Raw genomic sequence first — 23,885 nt, 5'->3', positions numbered from 1 at the left:
TCCGTTGAGTACTCGGCCTGGCGGCGTTCGGAGTCGTCGACATCCCCGTCGACCACCTTGCGAAGGGCCGCAACGACATCATCGCTGCGCCCCGGCGCACGCACCGACTTCATTCGTGCCCTTCTTTCGTCAACATACGGGCGGTGCATCGGGCCACAGCCGGCGCGGGCCGTCGTTCAGTGCGGAGTCGGTCGCCTCGTGTGGGCGTTCGATGGTGTTCTTCGCACCGACGACGAAAGTCTCGCGCACGGTCATCACGGGAACATGGGCGTGCCATGCAGAGCAGCCTCGCGTGCAGTGAGTGCCTGGGTGATCTTCAGGGCCTCGGCCTCGGTCACCATCCGCACCCGGGCCCCATGGTTCGGCTCGTGGACCACGAGCCGCTCCTGCTCCAGCCGGGCAGGCAATGTGCGGACCGCAGTGCGGCCCACCCCGAGCGCGATGGCCAGGTCGACCCCGACCGGCCGCTCGTCGGGCATCCCCGCCCCTTGGCGATGTTGTCGCAGTCGCGCGTACGCCTCATCGGCGGCCATCCGCCTGCGGCCGTCTCGGCCAAGGGTGGCCCGCACTGGCTGTGGCGGTGGCACAACGTCCACGGTGGCTCCTTCCATCAGCTCTGCCGGCAATTTTGTTGACATCAGTCAGGTCGCGATTGTTGTCGGTCGGTGGCGGTCCCGGCCGCCGCGAAGGCTGTGGCGGATCGGCGTCAACGCCGGTCATCACCTCGGGTGGCCACCCGGGCAGGCTGTCGCCGCTGGACTGGGGTCCCCCGGGAGACGGCACACTCAGCGTCTCCTGGCCTTCAGCGCCGCATCCAGTCGTGGGTAGACCCGACGGACGTTGCGCTCATAGACCTTCTCGCGGTCGCCCGGCGCCAGGTCCAAGGCGTCCACGTACCGGCGGGTGTCGTCGAAGTAATGGCCGGTCTGCGGATCGATCCCCCGGACCGCGCCGACCATCTCGGAGCCGAACAGGATGTTGTCGACGCCGATGACGCTGAAGAGCAGGTCGATGCCGGGCTGGTGGTACACGCAGGTGTCGAAGAAGACGTTGTCCATGACCGACTCGTCCAGCGCGGGCCGGTCGAGCATGTCCGCGAGCCCTCGGAACCGGCCCCAGTGGTAGGGCACCGCTCCCCCACCGTGCGGGATGACGAACCGCAGGTCTGGGAAGTCTTTGAACAGGTCCGACTGCAGGAACTGCATGAAGGCCGTGGTGTCGGCGTTGAGGTAGTGCGACCCGGTGGCGTGGAAGTTCGTGTTGGTCACCGCCGACACGTGCACCATCGCCGGCACCTGCAGCTCCGCCATCGCCTCGTAGAACGGGTACCAGCTGCGGTCGGTCAGCGACGGGGAGGTCCAGTGCCCGCCACTGGGGTCGGGGTTGAGGTTGCATCCCACGAAACCGAGCTCCAGCACAGACCGCCGCAGCTCCGCTACCGAGTGCGAGATAGGGACTCCGGGTGACTGCGGGAGCTGGCAGACCCCGATGAAGTTGTCCGGGTACAACTCGACCACACGTGCGACGAGGTCGTTGGAGACCTGCGCCCAGCGGCTGGAGACGGCCTCGTCACCGACGTGATGGCCCATCGCCGAGGCGCGCGGCGAGAAGATGGTCAGGTCGATCCCGCGCTCGGCCATCAGCCGTAGCTGGCTTCCCTCGATCGTCTCGCGGATCTCGTCATCGGAGATGCCCGGGTAGGCCGGCGGCGCTTCGCCTGCACCGAATGCCGTTCGCTGCGCCTCTCGCCACGACGTGTGCGCCTGGGGCGCGGTCGTGTAGTGGCCATGACAGTCGATGATCACGTGTTTCAAGGCTCCTCGGGTCGGGCTGGCCGGCAGGACCAGCGCCGTTCACGGGCAGGACGACGTGCGGCGCTTTGTGGGCCCACGTCACGTCTCACGCATGCCGCTCGGCAGCTGTGAGCCTAAGTACCACGCAACATTGTCGCAATACCTGTCGAGCAGATTGTCGACAATATTTTGGGCGGCCTCCACATGGGGCCTTATACTCATCCGCGACTGAGGAGGTCTGGATTGGCCAAGACTCCCCGTGAGGGTGCCGTCGGTACGAGACTGGCGGCCGACGCGCTGCGCGCCGCGCTGATGAACGGCGATCTCGCGCCCGGACAGCGGCTGGTGGAAGCAGAGCTCGCCGAGTCGTTCCGCGTCAGCCGCGCCAGTCTCCGCGCAGCGCTGTTCGACCTGGCCGCCGAGGGACTGGTCGAGCGCATCCCGAACCGCGGCGCCCGCGTGCGGGTCGTCTCCCTGGCCGAGGCGGTGGCGATCACCGAGTGCCGCATGGTCCTCGAGGGCCTATGTGCTGCCAAGGCGGCAGAGCGGATCACCGACGCGCAGGTCGCCGTACTGACCGATCTCGGCGACCAGATGCAGCGCGCGGTGGCGGACGGCGATCCGATGCAGTATTCAGCGCTCAACCGGGAACTCCACCGCCTCGTACGCGAGTACGCGGCGCAGCCGGTGGCCTCGAAGCTGCTCGACCGGCTCAACGGCCAGCTGGTTCGACACCAGTTCCGGCTCGCGCTGCGCGCCGGTCGCCCGCAGGTCTCCCTCCGGGAACACCTCGCGATCATCGACGCGATCGCACGCCGCGAACCCGCCGACGCGGAGGTCGCCGCGCGCGCACATCTGACCAGCGTCATCACGGCGCTGCAGCAGGACGACGCCGAGTAGAGCCGGGCGTGACACGGTCGCCCGGCCGACGTCGGCGCGCTATCGCCCGCCGTTGTCGCGCAGGTCGATGAGCAGGTCACGGGTTGCCGCACTGATCCGCGACGTGACCCCCAGCTCCTCGAGCTGCTCGGTGGCAGCGGTCATCTCGTCCGCGCGCCGGCGGGCGTGCTGGTGGGTCCCGTCGACCAGCCTGTCGACGGTGTGCTGGTCGAAGCCGGCCAACTCGGTGCTGATGTTGTCGCGCAGCCAGTCGGCGCAACCTGCTGCCTCCGCGGCGGCCAGCGCTTCCACCACCGCCGCGGCCAGCCCCTTGTAGAAGACGCTGCGGAGCAGCTTGCGCGAGATGGCTGCGCCCGCAGTCCCTGGCTGGATCGCGACCTTCGCGCCGAAGCCGGACAGGATGGCCGCGTACCGGTCGGCGGCGTCGCCGGACACCAGCATGGGAGTACGCAGCCCCTTGCCAGGCACCGGCGCCATCAGCGCGACGTCAACGACCGGGATGGGCCCGGCCGCCTCCGCCAGCGCCGCCTTGATACCCGGTGAAGCGGTGTTGAGGTCGGCCCAGATCGTCCCCGGCGGCACGGCAGGCAACGCGTTGAGCAGTGCATCCATCGCGTCGTGAGAGCTGTTGACACTGAGCACAAGATCGGCGTCGCGCACCGCGTCGGCCTCGTCGGCCCGCGGGTCGACGCCGTCGGCCGGCGTCACCCTCGGGTCGTAGCCCCGAACGTCGGCGCCGGCCCTTACCAGATCGCGGGCGATCTCCGATCCGGCCTCCCCCAGCCCGAGGACGGCGATGCGGACGGCCGTGCAGGCCTCGGGACGAGGGGTCTCGTGCAACGGGGGCATGCTGTCTCCATATGGTCGATGAACACAGGGATCACGGGTGGGGAAACTCAGGCGCGGGGGAAGGCGGTGCCGTCGAAAAGCTTGCCGGTCGTGTGTACGACGCCCGGGCGGACGACCCGCGGTGGGAGACCCCAGCGCCGCCCAGGCCGTCGATCTGGCGCGGATCGGGAGTGCCCATCAGCCGCAGCAGCAGATCGTCCCGCTCGGCCGGGCCAGCCGGGCAGGTCAGCAGCCTCCAAGTACAAACCACGGGATGTGCCACCGCGCAGCATGCTGCAGCGCACCCCGGTGTCGTCGTAGCTCACCGCTCACCCTGGACGTACTCGTCGTAGGAGACGTACTCGATGCCGAAGTCCTTGAGCTTGTCGCGTAGCCCATAGCGGTCCAGGCCCAGCTGGCCCTGCTCGAAGGCGGCGCGGCTGGCGGCCTCCTTGTCCACCCGGGCCTGCGCGGCGGCCAGCGCCCGGGGCACGTCGGTCCTGGGTACGACCATGACGCCGTCGTCGTCTGCGACGATCACGTCGCCGGGACGCACAATCTGTCCTCCGAGGACGATCGGTACGTTCACCGAGCCGGCCGTGGCCTTGACCGAGCCCTGCGCGCTGACCGCCCGCGACCACGCCGGAAACCCCATCTCCCGCAGCTCCGCGACGTCGCGTACACCGCTGGCGAGCACCACTCCACGGACGCCGCGCCTGGCAAGGGCGGTGGCGAACAGCTCACCGAACAGCCCGTCCGTCGAGGGCGAGTTGGTCGCGACCACCAGAACATCACCAGGCCGGCACTGCTCGACCGCGACGTGGATCATCAGGTTGTCCCCGGGCCAGCATAGGGCGGTGACGGCGGTGCCGCCCACGCGCGCGCCCGGCCACGCGGGCCGGAACTCGGGGCCCAGGTAGCCGACGCGGCCGAGCGCCTCGTGCACAGTGGCGACACCATACCCACCGAGACGCTCCGCGTCGCCGAGGTCGGCACGCGGTGGGTCGGTGACAACGACAGTCCTCATGAGAGGGCCTCCTTCTCCACTAGGAACATCAGGCGCTCTTCTCGCCCAGGGCAGCGATCACACTGCTCAGGTGGGCCCGGGCCGCCGCCTCCGCAGACTCCGGATCCCGCGCCGTGATCGCCTTCACGACGGCCGTGAGGCCGGCCAGCGAGACCTGCGGCCGCCCGGGCCGCAGCGACAGCTGGAATTGTTGACGGACGATCTGCGCCTGGAGGCGCTCGATGAGTGCGGCCGCCGTGGGCTGGCGCGCGGCCTGACGAATCAGCTGGTGCAACTCGTGGATGAGCGCTGAGTACCGCATGAGTTCGCCCGCCTGCACGGCCTCCGGCATCCGCCGGACATGGGCGCGCAGTTCGGCTAGCTCGGCGTCCGTGGCGTGCTGCGCGGCCTTCGCCGCGATCAGGCCTTCAAGCGCCCTACGGCACTCGGTGATCGCCACCGCCTCTGCGGTCGAGACCGTCCGCACGCGGGCCCCGCGATTGGGGATCCGCTCGACCAGCCCTTCGGCCACCAGAGAGTCCAGGGCGAGCCGGACGGCGTTGCGGGACGCACCCAGCAGGCTCACCAGGTCAGCCTCGATCAGCCGCTGGCCCGGGGCGAACTCGCCGCCCGTGATCGCTTCGCGCAACCACACCTGGGCCTGCCGGCCCGCAGCCTCGCCGCTGACAGTCCTCGACACGGCCCTCTCCCCCAGCAGATCCTGCGCCGACGGTAGGAGGTTGGCAACAGGATTGTCAACTCTTTTGTTGGAACTGCACTCTCAGGCCAGCGCACGAACACGAGGGCCGCCAACGTGACGGTGACAAGCGACGCCGATGGTGCTGGATGAGCGGCAACGCGAGCAGGTACAACGGCTAGCACGATCGGTGACCACCGCCGCCCCCTCACGGTGTTACGAGCCCGGATCGTGCTGGCCGCCGCGGCCGCGCAGACGAACGCTGCCATACCCCGGATCGGCGGATCAGCGTGGACGCCGTGCGGAAACGGCGATGCCGGTTCGCCCCTCTTAGGGCAGGGCGGGGCTGACCGACCACCCGCCCAGCGACCGGCCCCGCCGATCGGTTACGGATCACCGTGCTGGCCACCTCAGCCCCGCCACATCCGGAATCGGCCTGGTCACACCTGCGGATCGGCGAGCAGATGGCCGGGCGGTACGGCACCTCGATCCCGTCTCCCACCTCGGACGGATCCTGGCCGACGCCGACCTGCGGCCGCACCGAGTGCGAGCCTGGCTGACCCGCAAGGACGACCCGCTGTTTGTGGACCGCGCCGACGTGTACCAGCTCCACCTGCACCCACCCGCCGACGCGGTGGTGCTGTCAATCGATGGGAAGACCGCGATCGCCGCCCGATCCCGCAAACACCCCACCCCGATCCGAAGGCATTCGGGCCCGCACCTACTTCGGCCCTCAGGCGCTGCTGTCGGCGATCACGGACGACGACCAGGCGGCCACGGCCAACGTCGCTCCGGTCAACACGAGGCACACCCGGTGCTCCCCCGACAATGGCTGCGGCGGTGGAAACTCCCAGGATGACCGATTGCGCCAGTCGGTTGCCCGCCAGCCGCAGCGAGAGCACCGTCCCGCGAGTATTCGGTGGTGCCAACTGGACCACCCAGCCCATAGTCATCGGCTGGCAGACACCCGCCGCGAACCCGTATATCGCCATTAGTGCGACCAGTCCCAGCGGGGGTAGCGGTGCCGCTGATCCGCACAGGGCCAGCGCCGACACCGCGCACGCACCCATTGCCAGCCGGCGTCGGCCGAGGTTGCATACCAACCCTGCCAGGTTGATCCGGGAGAGCATCGACAGCAGCGAGCGCGCCGCCAGCATCGCAGTCACCCACCCCGGCGCGAGTCCCCGGGCGTGCGCCAGGGCCGGCAGGTAGGCGAGCGTCACGTCGATGGAGGCTAGGATCAGGCCGCCGACCAGCAGCGCCCGGGACATGCCCGGAATGGCGAGCAGTCGCCGGGCCGACCAGAATTCCGCCGATCCGGATGCTGGAACCGGCGAGGCGCGATGGTGTGTGCCGAACCCGAGGGAGGTGGCGAGCGCCACCACGCCGGCCGCCACGCAGAACAACGCGACCTGTCTCAGCGGCGGCGAGACAACTCCGGGCGGCCGCGGCATCAACAGCAATAGCGGGCCGAGTGACTGCCCGAGGGACGTCATGAACGTGTAGGTCCCGAAGATGGCGTCCGCCCTTTGGCCCCGGGCCCGCCCAGTCACCGCCGACTGCTCCCCGATCATCGAGAAGATGTTTCCGACGCCGAGCAGAACGGTCGAAGCGATAAGCATCGACATCCCGGAATGACCGGCGTACGCGGCTACTGCCGAGCCGATGAGCGCCAGGGCACCGATCGCCATGCATGGCCGCTCGCCTACCCGGTCAACCAGTCGCCCGGTGAAGACTGCCAGAACCAGCGGTGGCACCGCGAACAGCGCGGCGACCGCCGCGAGCCACTCGGAGCCGTACCCAAGGTCGAGCACCGCGTACGAGAGGGACGGCCGAAGCCCGTAGCTGACGACCTGGACCAGGATCGCGTGCGGTACGAGCAAGGACCAGAACAGCGTCGGCCGTCCGCCGCGGGTCATCGGGGAAACGCGATCCCGTCGAGCAGCTTGCGGGCGGTACGGACCACCCCGGTCCGGGTAACCTTCTCCCCGTCGAGTTCCACCTCGACGTCCAGGTATCCCGTCGGGTGCTCCAGCCTGTTTCGCGGCCCGGTCCAGGCTTCGTCGAGACAACCGGCGACGGCGCTGTCAGGCAGACGCAGCGCGGCGGCCACACTGGCGGCCCCCAGTACGCCGATCGAGGAGTGGCAGCGGTGCGGGATGAACGTCCGGGTGCTGCATGCTCCACCGGCGCGGGCCGGGGACACCATGGTGAGCTTCGGTACCGTCTTGAGGGTTACGTCGCCCAGCCCCATCCGGCGACCGGCTTCCAAGCGCACTGACTCCAGGCGTCGCCGCAGGTCGGGGTCTGCCTCCAGGGTGGCTGGGCTCTCCTGCCCGGTGATTCCGAGATGCTCACCGGGCATCACCACCACCGGCATCCCATTATCGATACAGGTGACGCTGATCCCGTCGATCACTTCGCAGATCTCACCGGTCGGCAGCAGGGCGCCGCACGAGGAGCCGGCGGTGTTCTCGAAGTCGAGGATGACCGGTGCCGCGGTGCCGGGAACACCGGCGATCGCGACGTCCCCGTCGTACCTGACGGCACCTCCGGGTGTCTGCACTGTGGCCACCGCGGCCCCGCCGGTGTTGAGCAGGTTGACGCGAACCGTGGTGACGTCGGGTCGCGCCGCGACGAGCCCGCGCTCGATCGCGAACGGTGCCACACCGGCGAGGATGTTGCCGCAGTTCTGCTGATCGGATACCAGCGGCTGGTCGACCTGCACCTGCAGGAACAGGTAGTCCACGGAGCCGGGTTCGGCACCGGGCGCGACCACCGCGACCTTGCTGGTCAGCGGGTGTGCGCCGCCGAGTCCGTCGATCTGCCGCGGATCCGGCGAGCCCATCAGGCGCAGCAGGAGGTCGTCGCGCGCCCCGGGCGACGCTGGCAGATCAGAGGCCAGGAAGTATAGGCCTTTGGACGTGCCGCCGCGCATCACGACGCAGGGCACGCCAGAGGTCGTCATCATTTCGTCACACTCCGGGCGGGAAGGCGTGTTCCGCCGCGGGATTCGCGGCTTCCAGTGCCTCGATCACATTGCGGAGATGCGCTCGCATCTCGGCCTCAGCCCGATCGGGATCCTTGTGGCAGATCGCCTCGATGATCGCGAGGTGCTGCGGAAGGGATTCCGATGCCCGACCAGGCTGCAGCGCCAGCCGAACCTGATGGCGTACTAGGTTACCGCGCAGCCGTTCGATGACCTCGCAGGCCGCTGTCTGTCCGCTGATTCTCCCGATGAGCGAGTGCAGTTCCTTGTTCAAGTTCGAGTACCCGATCAGATCTCCGGACATCACCGCCGACGTCATACGCTCGCCGATGGCACGCAGGAGTTCGGCCTGGTCGTCGGTCACCCGTGCCGCCGCCTTCGCCGCGCACAGGCCCTCCACCACCATGCGCACCTCGTTGATCGCGACCGCTTCCTCCACGGTGATCGCCCTGACCCTGGCGCCACGGTTCGGAATCCGCTCCACAATGCCCTCGCCGACTAGATCGGTCAGGGCATTGCGGATGTGCGATCGGGAAGCCTGAAACTGCGCGCACAGGTCAGCTTCGATCAGTCGTTGATTCGGCGCCAGGTCGCCGGAGAAGATCGCCTCACGAATGCGATCGGCAAGCGTCATCAAAGTGCCTTCCCCGTTCGAGGTTCTGATGGATCGGTGCACATGCTCCCGCGGCTCGGCTGCCACGGCGGGTGCGATCCAGCCTGTGGCAGCCGAGCCGTCGGAGGGTGGCATCAGCCGGTGTAGCCGAAGATCTCGCGCCACAGCTTGGCGTCCTGCTCGACATGCTCCAGGGTGGTTTGGGTGTCCGCACGGTACAGCCACCCCTTGTCGGGGGCGGGGAGTTCCGTGTCGCCGATCTTCGGGGTCTTGACGTCGGTGCGGACCGGGTAGTCGCCTTGGCTCGCGGCGATCTCCTGCGCCTCCTTCGACAACAACCAGTTGGCGAACACCTGGGCGGCGTTCGGCGACGGCGCTTGGGCGCCGACCCCGATGTAGAAGGGGTAGCCGGCAGCGCCTTCCTCGGGCACGGCGATCGTCAGCGGTGCACCGTCCGCGATGGCGCCGATCCCCGTCGCCACCGGCATCGTCGCCACCGACACCTCGCCGCGCGTCAGCGCGTCGGTCTGGCCAGCGGAGGAGTCAAAGATTCTGGGCTTGTTGGCCGCGAACGACTTCAGGTAGTCCCCACCCAGCTTGTCGAGCTGGAAGCGGGTAAGCGCCGCGGTGCTTCCGCCGGCCCCGACCTGAACTATCGACAGCTTGTCCTTCCACTTGCTGTCCAACAGGTCCGCCCAGTTCTGCGGTCCCTTGCCCGCTCCCACGGCGGCATGGTTGTAGGCAAACGAATAGACCCGGTCGAAGCTGGCGAAATAGAGGCCGTCCTGCCCGACGGCCTTCCCCGCAGCCTTCTGGATCGGCTCCGACAGCTTCGTCTTCTGGAACGCGCCGCCTTTGGCCAGCTCCAGGATGATGTCCTCGCCGGAGGTACGCATCACGTCGGCGCCGAGCTTCTTAGCGCCCGACTCGGAGAGGATCCGTTCGGTCAGCTTGTTCGGCGCGAGCCGGACGATTTCCACCTCGATCCCGGTGGTCTTCGTGAACGCCTCGGTGACCGCCTTCTCCGACTGCTCACTGCCGCCGGTGTAGAAAACCAGCGAGCCTTCCTTCTTGGCAGCTGCGTACAGACCCTCGTCGGCGATCAGTTCGCCTCCGACAATCAACTCGGACGCCTTCGCAGTTTCGCTCGGCTGCCCGCACGCGGACATCACAAGCCCGGCGATCAGAGCCGGGACGAGAATCTTGAGAGGGGGACGGCGAAATCTCATGGACGACTCCAGGGGTGAGGGCTACTTGAGTTCCTTGGCGCCGAAACGCCTGGCCAACACGGACAGGGCCAGGATCACCACGCAATACAGCAGGCTGGTGGCTGCGGCCCGTTGCAGGATGCCGTTGTCGAAGTCGTCGAAAATGACAATGGACAACAGCCGAGTGTCGGAGGTGAACAGAAAGAGTGGAACGGTCAGCTCCCGCATGGATAGCATCAGCAGGAGCAGGAACGTGGACGTCAGGCCGACCCGCAGCAGCGGCGCAGTGATCGCGGCAACCGCTCGGGGGCGGGAGGCGCCGTGCATCACGGCGGAGTCCTCGAGGTCCCGGTCCACTTGGACGATCGACGAGGCCACCCCGCGAAATCCCTGTGGCATCTGTGCCGCGGTGAACGCGATCACCATCACCGTCAGCGTCCCGTAGACCGGAACCGGTGCGATCAGCCAGGTCCACAGTAGGCCGAGGCCGAGCACGATCGCCGGGATCGCGAGCGGGAGCATCGAGACGTACTCGAGCAGTCGCCGCGCCGGCAGTATCGTGCGGTGCACCACGTACGCGACCACGAACGCTAATGCCGTGCCAAGTGCCGCAGCCGCCACCGATACGAGGACGCTGTTGACCGTCGCGCGCTGTGTGATCGCAGAGGACAGCACGTTCACGTAGGTCTTTGCCGTGAAGGCATCGGATCGGGTGAAAGCGCCGGTAATCGTGCCGATGTACGGCGAGGAGTGCAGCGAGACGAACAGCAGCGCGAGCACTGGCAGGACGCTGGAGAGCAGGAAGTACATCAGGCCCGCGAGCAAAGCCGGAAGGCGCCACCTGCCGAGGTCGATCTGCCGGGGCCGCATGCCTTTTCCGGAGATCGTGGTGAACTTCCGCCGTGCCAGGATGCGCCGCTGTACCGCGGTCACTACGAGCACCACGGCCACCAGGGCGATCGCTACCGCGGCGGCCTCGTTCCCCCGCGTCGGTGTGGAGTTCATCAGCCGGTAGACGTAGGTGGGTAGGGTGTCGACGCCGGCCGCTCCGCCGATGATCTGCGACACCGGGAAGTTCTCCACGGTCTGCACGAATGTCAGCACGGCGGCGCCCAGAATCGCGGGTGTGACCAGCGGAAACGTCACGGTTCGGAGCACCTGGCCGGGCCGGGCGCCGTGAAGGTTTGCGACCTGTTCCAGTTCCGGGTTCATCAGGCTCAGTGCGCCGTGCATCAGCAGGAACCCGTACGGCGCGTAGTACAACGCCAGCACGAGCACCAGGCCCGACAGGTTGTTGATGTTGACGAAGCCGGGTAGTCCGAAGTCGCGCAGTGCGATATTGAGCAGCCCGGCGTTCTTGCCGCCAAGCACCGACCAGGCGAGCGCTCCGACGTACGAGGGTAGGAGCATCGGGACGAACCCGACGAGATATAGGAAGCGCCGCCCGTACACGTTCGTGCGTGCGGTGACGAACGCCAGGAAACCGCCGATGAGGAGCGCGAGGACGGAGGCACTGATTCCGACCTTGAGCGAGTTCCAGGTCGCCTGCAGCGATCCGCTGCTGAACACGGTCCGGAAGTTCTCGATGGTCAGGTCGAACCCGATGTTGCCCGGCCGCGGGGTCTTGGTGGTGAACGCGGCGAGCGCCACGAATCCGACCGGAGCCAGGATCAGGACGGCGAGGATGATCAGCAGCGTGACGGGAACTGTTGCGGTTCGCAGCGATGACAGGCGGCGCCTGAACGGGGAGCGGTCGACGCCCACGCGGGGGCGGTCGACGCCGGCAGGGTTGGGGTCGACATCCGTCGGGGAGGGGGCGGCGGCCGTCATGACGCCTCCAGGGGCAGGACCTGGATGGCGTCCGGTGGCAGCGATACGCTGACCTGGTTGTTGATGGAGAACGAATGCCCGGCCGACTTCATCAGCACGGCATCGATTTCGACCCCGTCGCTGATCCGTACCCGATACGCAACCACGGAGCCCTGAAACGCGCGGCTCACGATCGTGCCGCGTAACGTGTTCGCGTCGCCGGTCGGTTCCCGGGAAATCTGCACGTCTTCGGCCCGGATGCAGGCCCGCAGTGGGCCGCCATCCCCCTGGTACGGCTCGACCTTGAGCGTCTGTCCGGTGGCGGTGAGCTGAACGCTCGTGGTGTCCGAACGCGTCACCGGCAAGAGGTTGTCGACCCCCAGAAACTCGGCGATCGACGCGTTCTTGGGGTGGGCGTAGATCTCCTCAGGCTTGCCGACCTGAACGATCCGGCCGTGCTGCATCAGCGCAATCCGGTCCGCCAGCGCCATCGCCTCGTCCTGGTCGTGGGTTACGTACACCGAGGTCAGGCCGAGCCGCACCTGTAGTTCGCGCAGTTCCAACCGAAGCCTGTGCCGCAGCCGGGCGTCGAGGTTGGACAACGGTTCGTCGAGCAGCAGGACCGACGGTTGCATCGCGAGGCTGCGGGCCAGCGCCACCCGCTGCATCTGCCCACCGGACAGCAGGCTAGCGCCGCGGTCGGCCAGGTGCGCCAGGCCGACGAGGTCGAGGGTCTCGGTGACGACGGCACGAATCTCGGCCTTCTTACGGCGCTTCATCTTCAGCGGGAAGGCGACGTTGTCGAAGACCGTCATGTGCGGCCAGATCGCATACGACTGGAACACCATGCCGACGTTGCGGGTGTGCGGAGCCCGGTTGACTCCGTTAGCGCTGTCGAATACCGCCTGATCGCCGATACTGATGACGCCCGAAGTTGGTGTCTCCAGCCCGGCGATGCACCGCATGGTGCTGGTTTTGCCGCAGCCGGATTGCCCGAGGAGAACCAGGGATTCACCGTCGCCCACTGTCAGGTCCAGGTTCGAAACCGCCACAGCGTCGCCGTACTTCAGGGTCAGTCCTTGGACGTCGACCTTCATGTCGACATCCCTTCGTCAGCCGTACGAAACCCCTGTAGATCGCAGGAGAGCACGTCCGCCAGGTACCTCTGGCGGGCGGTGGCCACGTTCGCTTCACGGGCCTGGCTCGCCGCCACCACTTCGCCGACGCGGTCCGCCGCGACCACCACCACGCCCTCGTCCGCGGCGCGGGCTCCGACGAGGCCGATCACCAGGTCGGACTCGGCCACCGCCTCGTCGACCGTGGCGAACTGATCCACCCGGTCGTCGCCGAGTTCGACATAAGGGTCAACGCCCTGTACCTGGTACCCGCGAGCGCGCAGGTCGAAGGCGTACCGGCGTCCGGCTTCACCGAGCCCGGGCATCGCAACGATGGTCACGCAGCCCTCCCTTCAACTTGTCGATGGAATAGTGGGCAGAATTGTTGCCAACTCTGTTGGCGAAAGTCAAGCCTTTGCTGTGAGCTAACGCGATCGGGCTGCCGCCCGGCTGCGACAGCAGGCCCGCGAACACGGCATGACCTGCGAAGAACTCGCCGAACACCCGACCTGGCTCCGTTGCGTTGAGCGTTGGCAAGATCGAGGCAGGCTTGAGCAGTGACGTCATCGACCCGACCTGGCCCATGGCTGCCGCCGAAGTCGGGTCGCCGGGTTCCGGTTCCCGCCGGAGGTGATCGTCGTCGCGGTGCGCTGGTACCTGCGGTACAGCCTGTCCTATCGCGACGTTGAAGAGCTGCTGGTCGAACGCGGCGTGGAGATCGACCACGTCACCGTCTACCGCTGGATGCAGCGGTTCACCCCACTGCTGGCCGACGCCGCCCGCTTCTGCCGGCACTCACCAGGCGACAGGTGGCATGTCGATGAGACGTACGTCAAGGTCAACTGGGTGTGGCGGTACGTGTACCGGGCGGTCGACCAGGACGGGCAGGTCATCGACGTGCTCGTCTCGGCCCGCCTCATGCCACTCCCTTAAGCGCCAGCAAGAGGTGGGCCGTCAGGTATGCCCGGCCGGCGGCGACCGGACCGAGTGCACCCGCTGAAGCTGGGGGCGATGAGCCCCTACCGGTGGACCATCAACGGAGCCACCTACCACGACGCCGCGTCACTGCCGGCGCGGCTGGGTGAGCGGGTGCGGCTGGAATTCGTCAACCGCAGCCACATGTTTCACCCGATGCACCTGCACGGACACACCTTCGCCGTGGCCGGTGGCGGCGTCCGCAAGGACACCGTCATCGTCGTTCCCGGCCGGACGGTCACCGTCGACTTCGACGCTGATAACCCGGGCCGCTGGATGGCCCACTGCCACAACGTCTACCACGCCGAGGCCGGCATGATGGCCACGCTCGACTACCGGGATTGAGGCCGCGTCGACGGTCCATCTCGACAGTCAGGCACGGTCGTGCTGAAGCGGCAGCTGACCCAGCAGGAGCCGCTCGGGGGCGGTCGTCAGGAGAGGACGGCGTCCACGACCTCGGTGGCCCGCCACTCGTGCTGGGCGTACAGCCATCCGAACGCCGACACCTGCACAGTCTGCGCCGCGACGGTCAGCGGAAGGTCCTGCCAGCCGGGAACCTCCGATAGTGCGGTGAGGAACTGCTGGGTGGCGTACTCGGGCTTCATCAGGTCCCGAATCGCGCCCCAGCCGGAGCTGGGCCGCTGCTGGAAGAGCCCGACCGAGTCGTGGTCCCAGCCGATCGCCTGGTGCGGGTAGTTCTGCGACTCCGGCAGCACGCCGCTGGCGTAGTTGTACAGGTTGCTCTCCTGCATGGCGGTGGCTACCGCGATGACCAGCGCCTTGCGCGGCACGTCCATCTTCTGGCCGGTGCGGACGATCGTCGTCGCGTTGTCCATCTGGGCCTGGTCCAGCCCGGCGACCGGGACGATCCGCTTAGGCGTGGGCTTGGGCTTGGGCTTCACGGTCGCCTTCGCGGTCGCCTTCGCCTCCGGGGTGGGCTTGGCCGTCGGTGACGGGGAGCTTGCGGGGGCGGGGCTTTCGGTGACCGGGGCGGCGGACTCGCGGGCCATCGCGCGGGAGGCGGCGTCAGCTTCCGCCCGCTGGGCGATCTCGGCACGCTGGTCGGGGGCCGGTGACTGGCCGGCGGGGTTGGCGGGAATCAGGGCGAAGCCGACCAGTCCGAGGCAGCAGGCTGCACCGGTGACCATCGCCATGCGGTTCCGGTGCCGCCGGTCGGCGGCCTGGTTATCGAGACCGACGAGGCCGGTGAGCCGCGATACGGCCCTGGACAGCCGAGGCTGAAACCGTCCGGCTCTCCGGTCGGTGGAGGTAGCATCGTCCGAACGGTCAGTCGGTCCGCCGAGGCCGTGATGGTCGTCGAGGTTGCCGTCGTTATGCATCCGACGAGGCTAAGCAGGGTCAGCAGCGGTTACACACGGTGATCATGTGGCGGTGACCACACTTTGCTCGGCCGCAAGGGGAGCCTCAGGCTGGCTCCGGCGGCGATGGGGAGGATCCTCGCCGTCCGGGCAAACAGGTCATTCCGTCGCGCGCCGGAGGGCAGGGTCGGAACGGCCCAGCAGGCCAACTGCGACCCGATGATCGATTAACTCAGCCTTTCAGGTGATATGGGGTTCGACCGTTCGCTACAAGACCTATGGCAGATCGGCGTATTCGCCCTGTTTGATCACCGGGTCGCGGCTCGCGGTCACCGGCGGTTCCCGCCCCGTTCACCGGACCGTCTGTCCAGCGTCTAGGGCGACGCCGCCGCGTCCCACAGCAGGCCCGCGGCGACACCCACCGCGTGGCTGAGTGCGGCAGCGGTCACCGCAACCCTCGCCGACCACGGCCTCCGTGGCTTGTCATGGGACGGGGAGTGATCGCTGCCCGGCGGTGCGAGCGCGGGCTCGCGGTAGGTCGGGATGATCCAGCGCAGGTAGTAGAACAGGCTGACCACGCTGTTCGCGAAGACGACGACCGCGAGCCAGGCGTAGCCGCCGTCCCACGCGGCGGTCGCCGTCGTGAGCTTGCCGACGAACACGGCGGTGGGTGGGGTTCCCACCAGGCCGAGCAGGGCCACCAGCAGCGCTGCCGCCAACCCCGGCCGACGGCCCGCGACCCCCCGCCAGTGGGCGAGGTCCCGGCACTCGGGCAGAGCCGCGGTGGCAGCGAACGCGGCGATGTTGGTGACCACGTTACCGGTGAGGTAGACCAGCAGCGAGGGCAGGGCGAGGTCGCTGCGGCCGGCGGCCACGACCGGCACGAGGAGAAAGCCGACCTGGCTGACGGTGGACAAGCCGAGCAGTCGCCTCGGATCCACCTGCCCGAAGATCCGCACGCCACAGGCCGCCGACCGCTGGACCTGGATGATCCTCGGCGCCTACACCCAGCTCCGTCTGACCTGCGCCCTGGCCGCCGACCTGCGCTGGCCCTGGGAGAAACCCGCACCACCGCAGCGTCTGTCACCCGCCCGCGTCCGCCGAGGGTTTCGGCACCTCCGCGCGAGAGTCACGAGGCTGTCGCACAGCTTTCGATCTTCAACTGTCAAGAGTTCTTGCTGTCCTTCGCCCACAACGGACGATCATTTCGTGCCGTGACATACAACGGCACTGTTGCGTTGAGCGTTGAACCGCAGATACCAGCGGACCGCGACCACGATCACCTCGGGCGGGAACCGGAACCCGGCGAACGCCGACTTCGGAGGCAGCCACGGGTCAGGCCGGGTCGATGACGTCACTGCTCAAGCCTGCCTCGATCTTGCCAACGCTCAACGCAACAGTGCCCTCCACCGAGGTGTGGGTCGGCGGCAGACGGGATGGCAGCGAGCGGTTATGCGTTCAAGAGCGGCGGTTGACTTGGCGGTATCGGGTGTGTTCGGGCCTGCCGGGCAGTTGAATGGGGCAAATGGGCAGCCGGTTTGCCGGGCGGCGGCAGGCCGCGGGTCGGGCGGTGGGTTTGCTGCGGCGGAGCGGCAGCGCGCAGCAGGCGACGTTCGTGGAGTTGTTCTTCGATCTGGCGGTGGTGTTCGCGTTCGACCGTGTGGTCGCGGGGTCGTTGCCCGGTTTCCTCAGCGACGACCCGGCGCAGCGGTGGGGCAATGCCGGCCGGACGGTGTTGCTGCTCATATCGGTGATGTACCTGTGGACCACCACCGCGTACCTCACCGGCCGGTTCGAGCCACGCGGCGCGGGCACTCGGGTGATGCTGCTGCTCAGCACCTTCGCCATGATGATCATGGGGACGGCTGTGCCGGGGGCGTTCGCCGGTAATGGTCTGGTGTTCGCGGTGGTGTTCGTGACGGCACGGGTGGCGCGCCCGGCCGTGATGTCGCTGGGTCTGCGGTCGCACCGGTTGCGCCGGTTGTACTGGCGGGTAACGGCGTGGTTATGCCTGGCCGGGGTGTTTTGGGTAGGCGGCGGGTTGGCCGTCGGCGCCGCCCAGCTGGTGTGGTGGGCGGTGGCGGCGGTGGTGGATCTGGGATCGGCGAGGTTGGGCTGGCCGTTGCCCGGGCTGGGTCGGCGTCAGAACACCATCTGGCAGCTCGCCGGGCACTACCTGGCGGACCGGAACCAACAGCTGTTGATGATCGCCCTCGGTGCGAGCATCCTCGCCGTCGGGACCAGCTATAGCACCCACCCGCACGACCTCTACAAGACTGCTGGCCTGGTGATCGCTTTCGCCACCACGACGCTGCTGTGGCGGGTGTACTTCCAAAAGGCCGGTGAGCTGCTGCCCGAGGCCCTTGACGCGGCAGACGATCCCGCGGGGTGGGGTCGACGGGTCGGGTTCGCGCATGCGCTGATGGTGCTGGGCATCGTCACCACCGCAATCGGATATGAGATCGTGCAGCACAGCCACACCCACGTGACACACCCGTCGTGGCTGGCGACAATCCTGGGCGGGCCGGCGCTGTTCCTCGTCGGCCGGGCCCGCCTGGAGCATCTGGTGTTCGCCCGGGTCTCGCGGCGCAGGATCGTCGGCATCGCCCTGCTGGCCGCGGCAGCCCCGCTGATGGGGCGGGTGTCGCCGCTGGCCACCGCGACCACCGCCGCCGCAGTGCTGCTGCTCATCGCCGTGCTGGACTGGCGCAACGCTGCGGGCAAGCCACCGGAGGTCCCGTCGCCGCCCGGCTGACCGCCGCCCAAGCAAGAGCGGGCATCGACGGCGGATGGAAGGTTTGCCGCGTCGATGCCCCGCCACTTTGTGGAGCGGGTCTGCTGCACCGTCAGGTGACAGGTGTAGTCACGCGGCCTGACTGGCCGGTGGGTGCATGATGGTCTCGAATTCAACGGGGGTCAACCGAGACAGCGACCGCTGTCGTCTGCGGCGGTGGTAGGTCCGTTCGATCCAGGTCACGATGGCGATCCGTAGTTGCTCGCGGGTGGCCCATGATCGTCGGTTCAGGACGTTGTTCTGCAGGAGCCCGAAGAAGGATTCCATGGCGGCGTTGTCGCCGGCGGCGCCGACGCGGCCCATCGATCCGACCATGTGGTGCCGGTTGAGGGCTCGGACGAACTTCCTGGACCGGAATTGGGATCCGCGGTCGGCGTGCAGGACGCAGCCGGCCAGGTCACCGCGCCGGGTGGCGGCGTTGTCCAGCGCGGCGACGGCCAGGCGGGACTTCATCCGCGAGTCGATGGAGTACCCCACGATCCGGTGGGACCAGACGTCCTTGATCGCGCACAGGTAGAGCTTGCCCTCGGCGGTCTGGTGCTCGGTGATGTCGGCTAGCCACAGCCGGTTCGGCCGCTGCGCGGTGAAGTCCCGGCGCACGAGATCGTCATGCACCGGCGGGCCAACCTTGCGGCCCTTGCCGCGACGCTTCTTCTTGCCGAACGCGCTCCACCAGCCGTTACCCGAGCAGATCCGCCACGCGGTTCGATCGGCCATCGACTGCCCGGCGTCGCGGGCCTCGTCGACCAGGAACCGGTAGCCGAACTCCGGATCATCACGGTGGGCGTCGAACAACGCGTTGGCCCGATACGCCGCTACCTGCTCGATGGTCGTGACTGGTCGGGCCAGCCACCGGTAGTAGGGCTGGCGAGCGATCTTCAATACCCGGCACGTCACCGCCACGGGGATTCCGTCGGCGGCCAGCTCGCTCACGAGCGGGTAGAGCCTTTCCCGGCAGGTTCGCCTGCGACAGATACGCCGCAGCCCGGCGCAGGACCTCGTTCTCCTGCTCCAGCAGCTTGATCCGCTTGCGGGCCTCACGCAGCTCGGCTGACTCGCTGCCGCTGACACCCGGTTTGGTTCCAGCGTCAACGTCAGCCTGGCGCAGCCATTTGAACAACGTCATCGGGTGTACTCCGAAGTCCTTCGCGATCTGCTCGACCGTCACGCCCGGATCACGGTCACGGACCACCCGCACGACATCATCACGGAACTCACGAGGGTAGGGCTTGGGCACAGCAACATCCTTCCAGCCCACCACCAGGGCAAGCCATCTCAGATGTCACCTATCGGTGCAGCAGACCCGGACACCCGGCTCACCAGGTAGCTCAGGACTCCTCCGCCAGGGCGCCAACTATCGGTGCCATAAGATTGTCCTGCGCCGGTTGATGGTTGACACCATCGGCGCCTCCACCCTCTTGCTCCGTGTGCTGCGGCACCCTCCTATCGGTGATCAAGTTTCCGATGTCGGCGGTGGGACGGGCGGAACTGTGCCACCGCCGACGACGCTATCTACTTATGATCTTGGGGCTTGGGTTGGTGGCTGCTGAGTATGCGTACGGTGGTGCTCAGCCTGATCGGCGCATCGTCGGGGCCTCTGAGGAAGGGGTGGATGTAGACGGGGCGGCGCAGCGATCGGCCGGGGCCGTGGGCTTGGTTGCGCCAGTGGCCGGAGACCCAGAACCGACTGGTCTGAGAGCGTCCTTGGCTGCCTGGCGTCGGTTCCCGGTCCGGCCCTGGGCTGGTGCGGCGGCCGCGGATGCGCACGATGCGCAGCTCGGGTACGGGCCGGTTGGTGCGGGCGTAGGTCTTGGCGACGGCTTTGTCCACTCCTGTGGTGGTGACTTCTGCGGTTTGCTGTGCGATCAGCAGCCACGTCGCGACCAGCGCTGCCACCGGTTGGTCACCGTGTATCAGGTGCTGTTCGGCGAGGCGGGCTGCGCTCATCGGTGCGAGCCAACCGACCTGTTCGCGTAGCCGCTGCAGTGGCTTGCCGTGCAGTCCCGCGCCGATGGTGCGGTAGAGGACTATTTTCCGGCCGTGGATGGTGTCGGTCCAGGATGCGGCGGTGAGCTGCCGGTGTGTCACTGGCCGGGGCCAGATGAGCATTCCGTCGGCCGAGGGCATGAGGTCGCGGCTGATGCGTACGTCGGGAAGCTGGGCTGTGGCGTGCTCGGCCAGGTCGGTGAAGTCGTTGTCGATCCAGTACAGGTGTGATCGTTCGAGACCGGCAGCTATCTGCTGACGTGCGTCGGTGATTCCGAGCGTGGCGGGCAGGTTGTCGGTGCCTCGGTAGAAGCGGGTGAGCCGGTCACGAACCTTGGGCAGCTCTGCGGCGGTGATGGTGGTTGCCGGCCAGGCGGTCGTCGTGATGAGCGTTCGGCCGGGGAGTCGGGCGTTGAGGAACGCCAGGTGCAGTTCCTCGATTCGTTCTCGCGCCTGTGGATGGTTGGCGAGGCCGAGTGCCCGTACCGCGCGGTCGATGACCTTGTCGTTGCGGCCCTCGTCGATGTGGGTTTGGCAGGCCGCGCATGCTGCCCAGGAGTCGCCGAAGCCTTGGACCAGCCCTGCGGTGGGGCCGATGGCGATGGCGGTCACCTCGCCGCCGTGCAGTGTCCAGATCGGGTACGGGTCGCCGCAGAAGTCGCAGCTGCGGCGGACGGTGTCGAGCTTGCTGACCGGGACGGGCGCTGGTTCGTGTCCGTCGGTGGCGAGGTGGGTCGGGTGTACGTAGGTGGGTGGTACGCCGAGGGTGTTCAGCGGGGAGAGGCAGCTCTGGCAGGCCATCTCCTCACGCGGGGCGGTCATGCCGTGACCCCGTCGGTCGGCTGGCGCCGGTCGCGCAGGCGAGGTCCGCGACGGTGCTGTGCGGGCGGCATGGTCATGCCCGGCTGGTAGATGGCGTGGTGGTTCCGGCCATTTCGCTTGGCGTGGTACATGGCGATATCGGCGCGGTGCAGGGCCACGTCGGTGAGGGGGTCGCTGGTGTCGACGAGTGCCAGACCGACGCTGGCGGTGATGGTGACCGCGGCGGGGCTGCCGTCTACGGGAAGCGCGACGGGCTGGGAAATGATCGTGGCGAAGGTGTCGGCGATGCGGTCGAGGTCGTCGGTGCGGGCCGGCAGGAGCGCGGCGTATTCATCGCCGGCGAGCCGCGCGGCGGTGCCTCCGTGAACAGCGGCGATGTCGGTGATGCGGTCGCCGACTTCGATGAGGAGGTCGTCTCCCCGGCCGTGGCCGTGGGTGTCGTTGACGCGTTTGAAGTCGTCGAGGTCGATCAGGGCGACGATGAGGGGCTGTGCGGGGGCGGTTTTGGCGAGGGTCGCGTGCGCGGCCTGCAGGCCGGCGCGGTTGAGCATGCCGGTCAGCGGGTCGTGGAGCATCGACCCGGTGGCGTCGGCGAGTTGGGTGCGGAGGCTGTAAATCGTTGGCCAGGCGGTGAGCCTGCCCAGGGCGAGCGCCACCACCGCGGTGGCGATCATGATCAGTGGTAGGGACACTGGGTTCCTCCTTCAGGAGAACCCGGGACGCGGACGTTTCGTAGGCGGCGCGTCCCGGGTCCTGATACGACGACGGCCCGCCTTTGGCGGGCCGGGTTGCGGGTTCGTGCCGCTCGGGCTCACGGCATCGGTGATGACGACGACCTCCCCGAGGAGGCGTCATCGGGGCGGTTCAGTCAGTGCTCGTGGTGGCGTGCCTGAGAGTTGGTTGCCGCCGTTGGCGCGCGATGCGACGTCAGCCGACCGGGAGTTGGTGTCAGCGGCCCAGCGGGTGCGCGGCCTGGTCGGCGCGGAGTCTGGCGGGTAGGTCGGCTGGTATCTCGGCGTAGGGTGCGACGGCCAGAAGCACCTCGGCCGGGTCGAGAATCGTCTCGATCCGGCCAAGGTGGATGGTGTCGGGTTCGTGGTGGGGTTCGGTGACCGGGTCCCAGGTGAAGTCGACGACGGTGGCGACGTACGTGCGGTGGGGATTCCACCCGACCTGGATGGTGTACAGCTCGAACCCGGGTTTGGGTGTGAGGGTGTACAGGCTCATGGGTTCCTTCCCTGGGGTTGCTGCCCACGCCCGGTACGTCGTGCGCCCGCAGCAGGTCGTGCAGCAGCGGCCGCTGAGCCGGATGGGGTTGCCGGGCGGGATGTTGCGCCGTCGTGACTCACTCCCCCGTCGTGGCCCACGCTGTTAGGCGCGGCGGGACTTCGTCCGCCCACTGTCGGGTGGGGAGCACGGCGTGCTGTTGCGCTTCGGGTTGAAGGGCGAGTGGGGGTGCCGTCGGTAGGTGCGCCGATGCTCATGCCGGCAGGTGGCGGGCGCGTTCCTCCGCCATTTCGATGATCTTGTCGCGTCGCGCGGCGGGCAGGTCGACGAGCAGGTCGACGTAGTGCTGTTCCCGCGCGGTTAGCGGCTCGGCGAACGCCGCCTTGTAGGCCAGCCGCGCTGCCTCGTGTGCGGCCTCTATCGGCCCGCTGTGGTCGTAGGCGGAGGTGACCTGGCGAAGCTGTGCGGCTGCCGTGAGCGGGTCTCGGGACAAGGTGGTGTCGTAGAGGCGGAAGTTCACCGGAAGGTCGGCTGCGGTGATCGCGGTGATCAGGCACAGGCTGGCCTGGATGTCGTAGACGAATGCCTCGGTGCGGGTGGGCGTTTCGCCGCGGGCGCGCAGGGCGGCGCGTTCGGCGTGCGAGCGCAGTCGGGCTTCTTCGGCGGTGCGGGCGAGAGACAGCAGGATGCTGCGGATGGGATCCACCGTGGTTACTCCTGTTCTGAAGGGGTGTTCAGGCTCGGGGTCGATGGGTTGGGGTGGGTGCTGGCGATTGCCTGCTCGATGGCGGAGGGCGGCAGACCGGCGTGCAGGGCCTGTAGGAGCAGGTCGGCGAGCTGGTAGTCGGGGTTGACCTGCAGGGCTCGTTCGGCGGCCATGGCGGCCAGGACGCCGTCACCGCAGCGCCAGGCGGTGAGCGCGAGTACGGTCGCGGGCGCTGGCGCGAGCGGCTCGTCGGCGCGGCGGGTGATCTCGGCCCAGAAGGTGACGTGCTGGTCGTGCGGTTGGGTGAGGTCGACGGCGAGGTCCCGCACGGGCCTGTGCGTCAGCAGCACGGTCAGCCAGGCCACCTCGTCGTCGGTGAGATGTGTGCCGCCGTCGTTCTGTCGTAGCGCGCCGCGGACCGCGTGGACGCCGGCCTCGTACACCGCGGTGCTGCCGGCGGTTTTCAAGGTCGCCATGCGGGCGGTCGCGTCGGTTGTGGCGTGTCGGATGCCGTCGCCGGCGCGGTCTACGGCGGTGAAGCGGCTGGCCACTGCCGCCCGGTCCGGCCTTGCGACGAGCCCGGCGACAGTCGCTTGCACGGCGATGAGGGAGGTGGTGGGGTCGAAGGGGGTTCCGCGTGGTGGGCAGCAGGCGGGATCGTCGCAGGTGAGGCTGAAGATGTGGGTTTTGGTGACCCGTAGCAGTTCCCGCACGGCCAGGCCGGTGGAGGTGAACGCATCGCCGATGGCACGCAGTGCCGGGTCGACGTGTGCCTGGGTGCCGTAGCCGACGATCACGAGGTCGGTGATCGGCTGCTGCCGCTGCACGACCGGGACGAGGTGAGCGGTGAGCTCGCGCAGCTGGTGGGCGGGGGCTCCGGGGGCCGGCAGGTCGCCTCGGGCGGCGAACACGATCCGCCGGTCTCGGCAGGCGATCACGACGATGCTGCCGTCGCCGGGATGGAAGCCGATGAGGTACGGCACCGCGGTCGCCAGGTCGGCTGAGGATCGGACGGTCAGTTTGTTCTCGGAGAGCGACACGATGATCTCCCAACAGAAGGTGGGTTCGGCAGAGGGTGGGACGCCGGCGTGACCGCGT

Annotated in this window: 24 protein-coding genes and 4 pseudogenes; 5 read left to right on the top strand and 23 right to left on the bottom strand. The window is 68.2% G+C overall.

All coding sequences use genetic code 11. The features are described 5' to 3' along the window. Window positions 1-129 precede the first annotated feature (129 nt). From ACWD5O_RS28950 to ACWD5O_RS28940, 3 genes are all read right to left on the bottom strand, one after another. Window positions 130-255: a hypothetical protein gene (locus ACWD5O_RS28950; protein WP_450087207.1), complete on the bottom strand. Its 126-nt coding sequence runs from the start codon at window positions 253-255 to the stop codon at window positions 130-132. Beyond that, the gene (locus tag ACWD5O_RS28945; RefSeq protein WP_450087206.1) at window positions 255-479 is read right to left on the bottom strand and encodes a hypothetical protein; all 225 of its coding nucleotides are present in this window, start codon (window positions 477-479) and stop codon (window positions 255-257) included. Before ACWD5O_RS28945 ends, ACWD5O_RS28950 begins: the two co-directional genes overlap by 1 nt. A gap of 306 nt (window positions 480-785) precedes the next feature. Then, window positions 786-1,805: an amidohydrolase family protein gene (locus ACWD5O_RS28940; protein WP_450087210.1), complete on the bottom strand. Its 1,020-nt coding sequence runs from the start codon at window positions 1,803-1,805 to the stop codon at window positions 786-788. A 231-nt stretch (window positions 1,806-2,036) separates the two neighbouring features. On the opposite strand from ACWD5O_RS28940, the gene ACWD5O_RS28935 reads away from it, so the two are divergent. Further along, window positions 2,037-2,693, top strand: coding sequence for a GntR family transcriptional regulator (locus tag ACWD5O_RS28935; protein WP_450006141.1), 657 nt, complete (start codon window positions 2,037-2,039; stop codon window positions 2,691-2,693). A gap of 39 nt (window positions 2,694-2,732) precedes the next feature. Here ACWD5O_RS28935 and ACWD5O_RS28930 read toward each other — a convergent pair whose 3' ends face one another. From ACWD5O_RS28930 to ACWD5O_RS28875, 12 genes are all read right to left on the bottom strand, one after another. Next, window positions 2,733-3,542 carry a DUF1932 domain-containing protein gene (locus ACWD5O_RS28930; RefSeq protein WP_450087205.1) on the bottom strand — a complete coding sequence of 270 codons (810 nt, stop codon included), beginning with the start codon at window positions 3,540-3,542 and terminating at the stop codon, window positions 2,733-2,735. A gap of 31 nt (window positions 3,543-3,573) precedes the next feature. Beyond that, window positions 3,574-3,720: a hypothetical protein gene (locus tag ACWD5O_RS28925; protein WP_450006172.1), complete on the bottom strand. Its 147-nt coding sequence runs from the start codon at window positions 3,718-3,720 to the stop codon at window positions 3,574-3,576. A gap of 123 nt (window positions 3,721-3,843) precedes the next feature. Beyond that, window positions 3,844-4,548 carry a 4-carboxy-4-hydroxy-2-oxoadipate aldolase/oxaloacetate decarboxylase gene (locus tag ACWD5O_RS28920; protein ID WP_450087204.1) on the bottom strand — a complete coding sequence of 235 codons (705 nt, stop codon included), beginning with the start codon at window positions 4,546-4,548 and terminating at the stop codon, window positions 3,844-3,846. Window positions 4,549-4,576: 28 nt separating this feature from the next. Further along, entirely contained in the window at window positions 4,577-5,176 is a 600-nt protein-coding gene (locus ACWD5O_RS28915; RefSeq protein ID WP_450087203.1) for a GntR family transcriptional regulator, read from the bottom strand. A 488-nt stretch (window positions 5,177-5,664) separates the two neighbouring features. Beyond that, window positions 5,665-7,143 (bottom strand): MFS transporter, encoded by a 1,479-nt coding sequence (locus ACWD5O_RS28910; protein WP_450087202.1) that lies wholly within the window; start codon window positions 7,141-7,143, stop codon window positions 5,665-5,667. After that, window positions 7,140-8,195, bottom strand: a complete 1,056-nt coding sequence (locus tag ACWD5O_RS28905; protein WP_450087201.1) for a 4-oxalomesaconate tautomerase — start codon at window positions 8,193-8,195, stop codon at window positions 7,140-7,142. The genes ACWD5O_RS28910 and ACWD5O_RS28905 overlap by 4 nt, the downstream gene beginning before the upstream one ends. A gap of 4 nt (window positions 8,196-8,199) precedes the next feature. Then, entirely contained in the window at window positions 8,200-8,847 is a 648-nt protein-coding gene (locus ACWD5O_RS28900; protein ID WP_450087200.1) for a GntR family transcriptional regulator, read from the bottom strand. A gap of 113 nt (window positions 8,848-8,960) precedes the next feature. Continuing rightward, the gene (locus ACWD5O_RS28895) at window positions 8,961-10,055 is read right to left on the bottom strand and encodes an ABC transporter substrate-binding protein (RefSeq protein WP_450087199.1); all 1,095 of its coding nucleotides are present in this window, start codon (window positions 10,053-10,055) and stop codon (window positions 8,961-8,963) included. Window positions 10,056-10,076: 21 nt separating this feature from the next. Then, window positions 10,077-11,864, bottom strand: coding sequence for an ABC transporter permease (locus ACWD5O_RS28890; RefSeq protein ID WP_450006157.1), 1,788 nt, complete (start codon window positions 11,862-11,864; stop codon window positions 10,077-10,079). Beyond that, on the bottom strand, window positions 11,861-12,940 hold the full coding sequence (locus tag ACWD5O_RS28885) for an ABC transporter ATP-binding protein (RefSeq protein WP_450006159.1): 1,080 nt from the start codon (window positions 12,938-12,940) through the stop codon (window positions 11,861-11,863). The genes ACWD5O_RS28890 and ACWD5O_RS28885 overlap by 4 nt, the downstream gene beginning before the upstream one ends. Then, window positions 12,937-13,299, bottom strand: coding sequence for a hypothetical protein (locus ACWD5O_RS28880; RefSeq protein WP_450006161.1), 363 nt, complete (start codon window positions 13,297-13,299; stop codon window positions 12,937-12,939). Before ACWD5O_RS28880 ends, ACWD5O_RS28885 begins: the two co-directional genes overlap by 4 nt. Then, entirely contained in the window at window positions 13,268-13,525 is a 258-nt protein-coding gene (locus tag ACWD5O_RS28875) for a hypothetical protein (protein WP_450087198.1), read from the bottom strand. Before ACWD5O_RS28875 ends, ACWD5O_RS28880 begins: the two co-directional genes overlap by 32 nt. Before the next feature lie 9 nt (window positions 13,526-13,534). Here ACWD5O_RS28875 and ACWD5O_RS28870 point away from each other — a divergent pair. Both ACWD5O_RS28870 and ACWD5O_RS28865 read left to right on the top strand, forming a co-directional pair. Next, window positions 13,535-13,873, top strand: a pseudogene (locus ACWD5O_RS28870) (IS6 family transposase); the annotation flags it as partial. A 54-nt stretch (window positions 13,874-13,927) separates the two neighbouring features. Next, a pseudogene (locus ACWD5O_RS28865) lies at window positions 13,928-14,278 on the top strand (multicopper oxidase domain-containing protein); the annotation flags it as partial. 86 nt (window positions 14,279-14,364) lie between these two features. Here ACWD5O_RS28865 and ACWD5O_RS28860 read toward each other — a convergent pair. Together ACWD5O_RS28860 and ACWD5O_RS28855 are read right to left on the bottom strand one after the other, a co-directional pair. After that, window positions 14,365-15,087, bottom strand: a complete 723-nt coding sequence (locus ACWD5O_RS28860) for a peptidase M23 (RefSeq protein ID WP_450087197.1) — start codon at window positions 15,085-15,087, stop codon at window positions 14,365-14,367. A 539-nt stretch (window positions 15,088-15,626) separates the two neighbouring features. After that, window positions 15,627-16,202: pseudogene (locus tag ACWD5O_RS28855) on the bottom strand (proton-conducting transporter transmembrane domain-containing protein); the annotation flags it as partial. Here ACWD5O_RS28855 and ACWD5O_RS28850 point away from each other — a divergent pair. Together ACWD5O_RS28850 and ACWD5O_RS28845 are read left to right on the top strand one after the other, a co-directional pair. Further along, a pseudogene (locus tag ACWD5O_RS28850) lies at window positions 16,183-16,380 on the top strand (NF041680 family putative transposase); the annotation flags it as partial. The pseudogenes ACWD5O_RS28855 and ACWD5O_RS28850 overlap by 20 nt on opposite strands. A gap of 397 nt (window positions 16,381-16,777) precedes the next feature. After that, complete coding sequence (locus tag ACWD5O_RS28845) at window positions 16,778-18,007, top strand: low temperature requirement protein A (protein WP_450087196.1); 1,230 nt, start codon at window positions 16,778-16,780, stop codon at window positions 18,005-18,007. Between the two features lie 108 nt (window positions 18,008-18,115). On the opposite strand, the gene ACWD5O_RS28840 is transcribed toward ACWD5O_RS28845, so the two are convergent. The 6 genes from ACWD5O_RS28840 to ACWD5O_RS28815 form a co-directional block, all read right to left on the bottom strand. Further along, window positions 18,116-19,283, bottom strand: a protein-coding gene (locus ACWD5O_RS28840) for an IS3 family transposase (protein ID WP_450087195.1) whose coding sequence is annotated in 2 segments (ribosomal slippage) — window positions 18,116-18,997 and window positions 18,999-19,283 — 1,167 coding nt in all. Because the reading frame shifts where the segments join, the coding sequence is not laid out codon by codon here. A 275-nt stretch (window positions 19,284-19,558) separates the two neighbouring features. After that, window positions 19,559-20,644, bottom strand: coding sequence for a hypothetical protein (locus ACWD5O_RS28835; protein ID WP_450087194.1), 1,086 nt, complete (start codon window positions 20,642-20,644; stop codon window positions 19,559-19,561). Window positions 20,645-20,850: 206 nt separating this feature from the next. After that, entirely contained in the window at window positions 20,851-21,528 is a 678-nt protein-coding gene (locus ACWD5O_RS28830) for a GGDEF domain-containing protein (protein ID WP_450087193.1), read from the bottom strand. 274 nt (window positions 21,529-21,802) lie between these two features. Continuing rightward, entirely contained in the window at window positions 21,803-22,081 is a 279-nt protein-coding gene (locus ACWD5O_RS28825; protein WP_450087192.1) for a hypothetical protein, read from the bottom strand. 253 nt (window positions 22,082-22,334) lie between these two features. Further along, window positions 22,335-22,787, bottom strand: a complete 453-nt coding sequence (locus ACWD5O_RS28820; RefSeq protein ID WP_450087191.1) for a hypothetical protein — start codon at window positions 22,785-22,787, stop codon at window positions 22,335-22,337. Between the two features lie 5 nt (window positions 22,788-22,792). Continuing rightward, window positions 22,793-23,827, bottom strand: coding sequence for a DUF4192 domain-containing protein (locus ACWD5O_RS28815; RefSeq protein ID WP_450087190.1), 1,035 nt, complete (start codon window positions 23,825-23,827; stop codon window positions 22,793-22,795). Between the last annotated feature and the right edge of the window lie 58 nt (window positions 23,828-23,885).

Source organism: Micromonospora sp. NPDC005161, from assembly GCF_053599855.1.
The sequence above is the reverse complement of the archived record's forward strand: the minus strand, read 5'-3'. Positions and strand labels throughout refer to the sequence as shown.